Raw genomic sequence first — 6,751 nt, 5'->3', positions numbered from 1 at the left:
ACTCGTCGAGTACGTCGAATACCCCCGCGACGTCCACCCCTACCTGGTCGCCACCCAGGCCCACCCCGAACTGCGCTCCCGCCCTACCCGCCCCCACCCCCTCTTCGCGGGCCTGGTCAAGGCCGCCGTCGAGCGGAAGATCGCGCAGTAGCACGAGAGCGGTACGGTGGCCGGGGCGCGCGCGTTCGCAGCGAGCGCGCCCCGGCCACTGGTGCACGTGTGGAGGGAACAGGGCACATGACGATCAAGGACACCGCCGAGGAGTGGGAGATCCGCGCGAGCGCGACCCCGTTCACCGGCAACAAGACCTCCGTCCGCACCGACGACGTGGTCATGCCCGACGGCTCGGTGGCCCGCCGTGACTACCAGGTCCACCCCGGCTCCGTCGCCGTCCTCGCCCTGGACGAGGAGGACCGGGTCCTGCTGATCAACCAGTACCGCCACCCGGTGCGGCACAAGCTGTGGGAGATCCCGGCCGGCCTGCTCGACGTGCCCGGGGAGAACCCGCTGCATGCCGCCCAGCGCGAGCTGTACGAGGAGGCGCACGTCAAGGCCGAGGACTGGCGGGTGCTGACCGACGTCTACACCACGCCCGGCGGCTGCGACGAGGCCGTACGGATCTTCCTCGCCCGGGACCTGTCCGAGGCGGAGGGCGAGCGCTTCGCGGCCGAGCACGAGGAGACCGACATGCAGCACGCGCGCGTGCCGGTCGACGAGCTGGTGCGCCGGGTGCTCGCCGGCGACGTGCACAACAACTGCCTGGTCGTCGGCGTCCTGTCGCTGGTCGCCGCCCGCGGCGGCGACGGTCTGGACGCGCTGCGCCCGGCCGACGCGCCCTGGCCGGCGCGCCCCTTCAGCTCCTGACAGCTCTTGACCCACCCGGTCCCGTATTGGTGTGACCATCGCCTGATCCGATCGGGGGACGTGTCCGCCGCGCTCCTCACGGAACGTCGCAGAGCGTGAACTAGGCTCAGCGAACGCCCGTACCGGAAGATCCGGCGGGCTCGCACGTGCGGTGGGACGGGAGTGTGGCCCGTGACGGATCAGGCGGTGGACACAGACGACCTGCGGCTGTCCGCGAACCCGGCCGCGGACGGCCCCTTCCTGGGGCGCACCCGGGAGCTGAAGGAACTGCGCGCCGACATCGAGCGCGCGGGACTCGACACCCTCTCCGGCCGCAAGGCGCCCCGCGCGCGCGTGCTGCTCATCGCCGGCCGCCCCGGCTCGGGCCGCACCGCGCTCGCCGGTGAACTCGCCCGCCAGGTCGCCGAACGCTACCCGGACGGCGTCCTGCGGGCCCGGCTCAGCGACCCAGACGGCCGCCCGGTCCCGCTGGAGCGCACCGCCCGCGGCCTGCTCGCCGCGCTGGACCTGCCCGCCCCGGCCGGAGCCGCCGAGGACGACCTGACCGAGGCCCTGCGCACCGCGCTCGCCGGCCGCCGGGTGCTGCTCGTGCTGGACGACGCGACCGGTGCCGACCAGGTCGACGCGCTGCTCCCGGAGGCCCCCGACAGCCTGGTGGTCGCCGTGTCCGGGGGCCCGCTCACCGGGATCTCCGACGTCCGCCCCTGCACCCTGGGCGGTCTCGACACCAAGTCCGCGGTGGAGCTGCTCACCACGTTCACCGGCTCGGTCCGCGTCACCGTGGACCCGCGCTCCGCCGAGAGCCTGGTCGAGGCCTGCCAGGGGCACCCGGCCGCCCTCGTGCTGGCCGGCGGCTGGCTCGCCGCCCGCCCCCAGGCCGCCGTCTCCGACCTGGCCAAGCGGCTGCACACCGGCTTCGACGACGGCGCCGACGGCACCCCGCTCACCCGCGTCCTGAAGCTGGTCTACGCCGAGCTGCCCGGCCCGGCCGCCCGGACCCTGCGGCTGCTCTCCCTCGCCCCGGCCGGCCTGGTCGACCCGCACACCGCCTCCTCGCTGGCCGGCTGCTCGCCCGACGCCGCCCGCGCGACCCTGGAGGAGCTGGCTGGCCTCGGCCTGCTGCGCGAGACCGGTTCCGGACTGCCCGAGTACACGGTCCCCGCCTGCCTGCACCCGCTGCTGCGCGCCCTGGCCGAGAGCCACGAACGGCCGGCCGAACTCCAGCTGGCCCGGGCCCGGATGCTGGAGCGCACGGTCCGGCTGCTCCAGGCCTGCCGGGCGATCACCGAGACGGACAGCCCGGGGGCGCGCGAGAAGCTGAGCGCGATGCCCCGCGAGGTGCGCTTCCCGAGCCCGCGGGCCGCCGCCGAGTGGCTGCGCGCGCGCCGGCCCGCCCTGCTGGCCTGCGCCCGGCTCGCGGTGGCCGACGGCGAGCTGGACACCCTCGCGCGCCGGCTGCTGTCCCAGCTGGTCCGGGCGATCGTGGCGCACGAGGGCACCCAGGCCGCCGCCCCCGACCTGTACGGCGTGCACGGCCTGGTCCTGGACGTCGCCGACCGGCGCGGCCTGCCCCGGGAGCGGGCCGCCGCCCTGCTGAACCTCGGCGACCTGGACGCGGGCACCGGCCGCACCCGGGACGCGCTGGCCCGCTACCGCGCCGCCCTGGAGGCCGGACGCCGGGCGAACGACCCGTACGCGACCGGCCGCGCGATGGAATCCGTAGGCGGCGCCTACCAGGAGCTGGGGGACTACGACCGGGCCGCCGACTGGTTCGGCCGGGCGCTGGCCGAGCGGCTGGCCCGGGGCGAGCGCGAGCAGGCCGCCCGGCTCTACGGCCGCATCGCCACCACGCACACCTACGCGGGCCGCTACGGCGAGGCGCTCAGGAACTGGCGGGCGGCCGTCGCCGGGTACCGCAAGGGCGGCGATGTGGCCGCCCACGCGCGGGCGTTGAGCGAACTGGCCCGGGTGCAGGAGTACGCCGGCCGGCCCGAGGAGTCGCTGCGCACCTGCCAGGAGGCGGTGGAGTGGGCGCGGCGCGCGGAGGACGCGCGTCTTCAGGCCGCGTTGCAGCTGCGGCTGGCCGACACCCTGGAGCGCCTCGGCGACCCCGCCGCGGCCCAGCTGCACCGCGCGGCGGCCGGGCGCATGCTGGAGGCGGAGCCGGGGAACGGCGACGACCAGCGGGAAAGCGCAGAGATCGCCTGCGAAATCCGTAGTGCATCCGACGAAGATTGATGCAATGGAAGGCTAGACAGCCGCAACACCTTCATTAAACTGGCTCTGCCGCGTGTCCCTGCGGTGTCTCCCGGTATGCCATGGCATGTCTGGGTACGTCTGTAATGCACCCCCATACCCTCTGAGCCAAGGACCGTGATCGACGTGAAGGTCGGCATCCCCCGCGAGGTCAAGAACAACGAGTTCCGGGTGGCCATCACCCCCGCCGGCGTGCACGAGCTGGTGCGCAACGGCCACCAGGTCGTCATCGAGCGGGGCGCCGGCCTCGGCTCCTCCATCACGGACGCGGAGTACGTCGCCGCCGGTGCCGGTCTGCTCGACACCGCCGACGAGGTGTGGGCCGCCGCCGACCTGCTGCTCAAGGTCAAGGAGCCCATCGCGGAGGAGTACCACCGCCTCCGCAAGGACCAGATCCTCTTCACCTACCTGCACCTGGCCGCCTCCAAGGAGTGCACGGACGCGCTCATCGGCTCCGGCACCACGGCCATCGCCTACGAGACCGTCGAGCTGCCGAGCCGCGCGCTGCCGCTGCTCGCCCCGATGTCCGAGGTCGCGGGCCGGCTGGCCCCGCAGGTCGGCGCCTACCACCTGATGCGCGCGGCCGGCGGCCGTGGCGTGCTGCCGGGCGGCGTCCCGGGCGTGACCCCGGCCAAGGCCGTCGTCATCGGCGGCGGTGTCTCCGGCTGGAACGCCACCCAGGTCGCCGTCGGCATGGGCTTCGAGGTGACGCTGCTCGACCGCGACATCAACAAGCTGCGCGAGGCCGACAAGATCTTCGGCACCAAGGTCAAGGCGATCATGTCCAACGCCTTCGAGCTGGAGAAGGCCGTCCTGGACGCCGACCTCGTCATCGGCGCGGTCCTCATCCCGGGCGCCAAGGCCCCGAAGCTGGTCACCAACGAGCTGGTGGCCCGCATGAAGCCGGGAAGTGTCCTTGTCGACATCGCGATCGACCAGGGCGGCTGCTTCGAGGACTCCCGTCCCACCACGCACGCCGAGCCGACCTTCGAGGTCCACAACTCGGTCTTCTACTGCGTCGCCAACATGCCGGGCGGTGTGCCGAACACCTCCACCAACGCGCTCACCAACGCGACGATGCCGTACATCGTCTCGCTCGCCAACAACGGCTGGGTGGAGGCGCTGCGCCGCGACCCCGCGCTCGCCAAGGGCCTCAACACCCATGACGGCAAGGTCGTCTACAAGGAGGTCGCCGAGGCGCACGGCCTGGAGCACATCGAGCTGGCCTCGCTGCTGGCCTGACCGCCGTAATCTGGCGGGCCGCCAAGTCGCCTTACGGCAAAAGTTGATTCGTCAACACGACACGTCAACATCGCGCACCCGGCCGGACCTTGTCGACAAGGTCCGGCCGGATGTGTGTATGGTCACTTTGCGGCTCTCGGTCAACTCGCCTCGAACGTAACCCTTCGACCGATTCGCACACCGGTGAAACCTGCTGTGCGACGGCCGTACGCCCTTGACAGCCAGATGTTTCATTGCCGACACATCCTGCCGGGTCCGGCGGATTGTGTTGCTGCGGACCGCCGACACGCCATAGAGTCGCCAACCGTCGGCATGGTGCCACGCTGACCTTGTCTAGAAGTTCCCTGGTCACCAAGGAGGTAAGACGACTTGTGAATGAGTCGACATTTTCTCCCGGGGGTGGTCACCCAGGAATGCCGGTCCGGGGCCGGGGTCCCGCGGGATCCGAGGCTGTCGGCTCCGTCGCTGTGCGCACCTTCGCAGCCCATCAGAGTTCCGGTCCGCACAAGGCCGGGACAGCACACCAGAGCATGGATGGCCATCACGTGAACGCCATGGCCGGCGACGGAAGTGGCGCGCCCCACAACCATCTCGCCGACTACGACGAACTGCCCGAGGGGCACTTCTACGACCCCGACGCCGAGTACGAGCCCGATCCGGAGTACGCGGCCACGCTCGCGCCCGACGCGGCCCGCCAGCGCCGTGAGCGCGTCGGTCCGACCGGACGCCCGCTGCCGTACTTCCCGATCCCGGGCCCGCTGACCGACCACGGCCCCGCGAAGATCATCGCGATGTGCAACCAGAAGGGCGGCGTCGGCAAGACGACGTCGACCATCAACCTGGGTGCCGCGCTCGCGGAGTACGGCCGGCGCGTGCTGCTCGTGGACTTCGACCCGCAGGGCGCGCTGTCGGTCGGTCTCGGCGTCAACCCCATGGAACTCGACCTGACGGTCTACAACCTGCTCATGGAGCGGGGCATGTCCGCCGACGAGGTCCTGCTGAAGACCGCGGTCCCCAACATGGACCTGCTGCCCTCCAACATCGACCTGTCGGCCGCCGAGGTCCAGCTGGTCTCCGAGGTCGCGCGCGAGTCGACGCTGCAGCGGGCGCTGAAGCCGCTGATGGACGACTACGACTACATCGTGATCGACTGCCAGCCCTCGCTCGGTCTGCTCACCGTCAACGCGCTCACCGCGGCGCACAAGGTGATCGTGCCGCTGGAGTGCGAGTTCTTCGCGCTGCGCGGTGTGGCCCTGCTGACCGAGACCATCGAGAAGGTCCAGGAGCGGCTCAACCCCGAGCTGGAGCTGGACGGCATCCTCGCCACGATGTACGACTCCCGCACGGTGCACAGTCGCGAGGTGCTGGCCCGGGTGGTCGAGGCGTTCGACGACCACGTCTACCACACGGTCATCGGCCGCACGGTCCGCTTCCCGGAGACCACGGTCGCCGGTGAGCCGATCACCACGTACGCGTCCAACTCCGTCGGTGCCGCCGCCTATCGCCAGCTCGCCAGGGAGGTGCTCGCCCGGTGTCACGCCGAGTGAGTCTGCCGGGGGCCGACGAACTCTTCCGTACGACAGGGGGGACGGCGCTGCAGCCGTCGACTCCTCGGCGTGGAGCGGGCGGTGAGGCCCGGGTGCCGGCTCCCGCCGGGGAGAGCGACGAGACGGCCGCCGCCGAGGACGCGCCGCACTCCGTGCCGGCCCAGGACGGGGACGGAGCGGGCGCGGAGCACGCGGCGGCCGACGCGGAGTCCGCGGACGCCGGCGAGTCCCGTACCCGGCCCGCGCGCCGGTCGGCGACGCCGGAGGACGCCGCAGCGGACGCCCAGCCGCGCAAGCGGGGCCGGGGCTCCGGCCGGCGGCCGAGCGGGCGCGAGCGGCACGACGAGAAGATCACCGTGTACGTCTCCGCCGAGGAACTGATGGACCTGGAGCACGCGCGCCTGGTCCTGCGCGGTGAGCACGGCCTCGCCGTCGACCGCGGCCGGATCGTCCGCGAGGCCGTCGCGGTCGTCCTGGCCGACCTGGAGTCCCGCGGGGACGCGAGCATCCTCGTACGACGGCTGCGGGGGCGGTAGGGGTAGCCTGCGAAGGCCATGACCTCGCCCGACCCCTCCGCCACCAACACCGGCCGCCGACGCGCGCTGGGCCGCGGGCCCGGCGTTCCCGCGCCCGATCCCGCACAGGCGGTCACGGGGCCGACAGAAGCGGCCACGGAGGCCCCGCAGGCGGCCGCCGGGGGCGCTGAACATGCCGCAGCAGTAGCAGTGGCGGAACCGGTTGCGGGGGCAGCGGAGCCCGCGGCTGGGGGCGCGGAGCCTGTCGTGGAGGTCACGGAGCCTGCCGTCTGGGGCGCGAAGTCCGCTGTACGGGCCGCAGAGTCT

General features: G+C 72.7%; 5 protein-coding genes. All 5 read left to right on the top strand.

Going from position 1 to position 6,751, the window contains the following annotated elements; translation table 11 throughout:
• Positions 1-237: 237 nt before the first annotated feature.
• A complete protein-coding gene (locus NX794_RS12850) occupies positions 238-864 on the top strand; it encodes an NUDIX domain-containing protein (protein WP_258778594.1) in 627 nt (208 codons plus the stop codon).
• 171 nt (positions 865-1,035) lie between these two features.
• Positions 1,036-3,102: a tetratricopeptide repeat protein gene (locus NX794_RS12845; RefSeq protein WP_258778593.1), complete on the top strand. Its 2,067-nt coding sequence runs from the start codon at positions 1,036-1,038 to the stop codon at positions 3,100-3,102.
• A 135-nt stretch (positions 3,103-3,237) separates the two neighbouring features.
• Positions 3,238-4,362 (top strand): alanine dehydrogenase, encoded by a 1,125-nt coding sequence (ald, locus tag NX794_RS12840; protein ID WP_258778592.1) that lies wholly within the window; start codon positions 3,238-3,240, stop codon positions 4,360-4,362.
• A 413-nt stretch (positions 4,363-4,775) separates the two neighbouring features.
• The gene (locus tag NX794_RS12835; protein WP_258778591.1) at positions 4,776-5,909 is read left to right on the top strand and encodes a ParA family protein; all 1,134 of its coding nucleotides are present in this window, start codon (positions 4,776-4,778) and stop codon (positions 5,907-5,909) included.
• On the top strand, positions 5,894-6,445 hold the full coding sequence (locus NX794_RS12830; RefSeq protein WP_258778590.1) for a hypothetical protein: 552 nt from the start codon (positions 5,894-5,896) through the stop codon (positions 6,443-6,445). Before NX794_RS12835 ends, NX794_RS12830 begins: the two co-directional genes overlap by 16 nt.
• Positions 6,446-6,751 lie beyond the last annotated feature (306 nt).

The sequence above is a fragment of the Streptomyces pyxinicus genome, assembly GCF_024753135.1.
In the GTDB taxonomy this organism is placed as follows: Bacteria; Actinomycetota; Actinomycetes; order Streptomycetales; family Streptomycetaceae; genus Streptomyces; species Streptomyces pyxinicus.
The sequence above is the reverse complement of the archived record's forward strand: the minus strand, read 5'-3'. Positions and strand labels throughout refer to the sequence as shown.

Coding starts and splice junctions, on each gene's coding strand:
- NX794_RS12850 (WP_258778594.1), top strand. CDS start 238: ATGACGATCAAGGACACCGCCGAGGAGTGGGAGATCCGCGCGAGCGCG.
- NX794_RS12835 (WP_258778591.1), top strand. CDS start 4,776: ATGCCGGTCCGGGGCCGGGGTCCCGCGGGATCCGAGGCTGTCGGCTCC.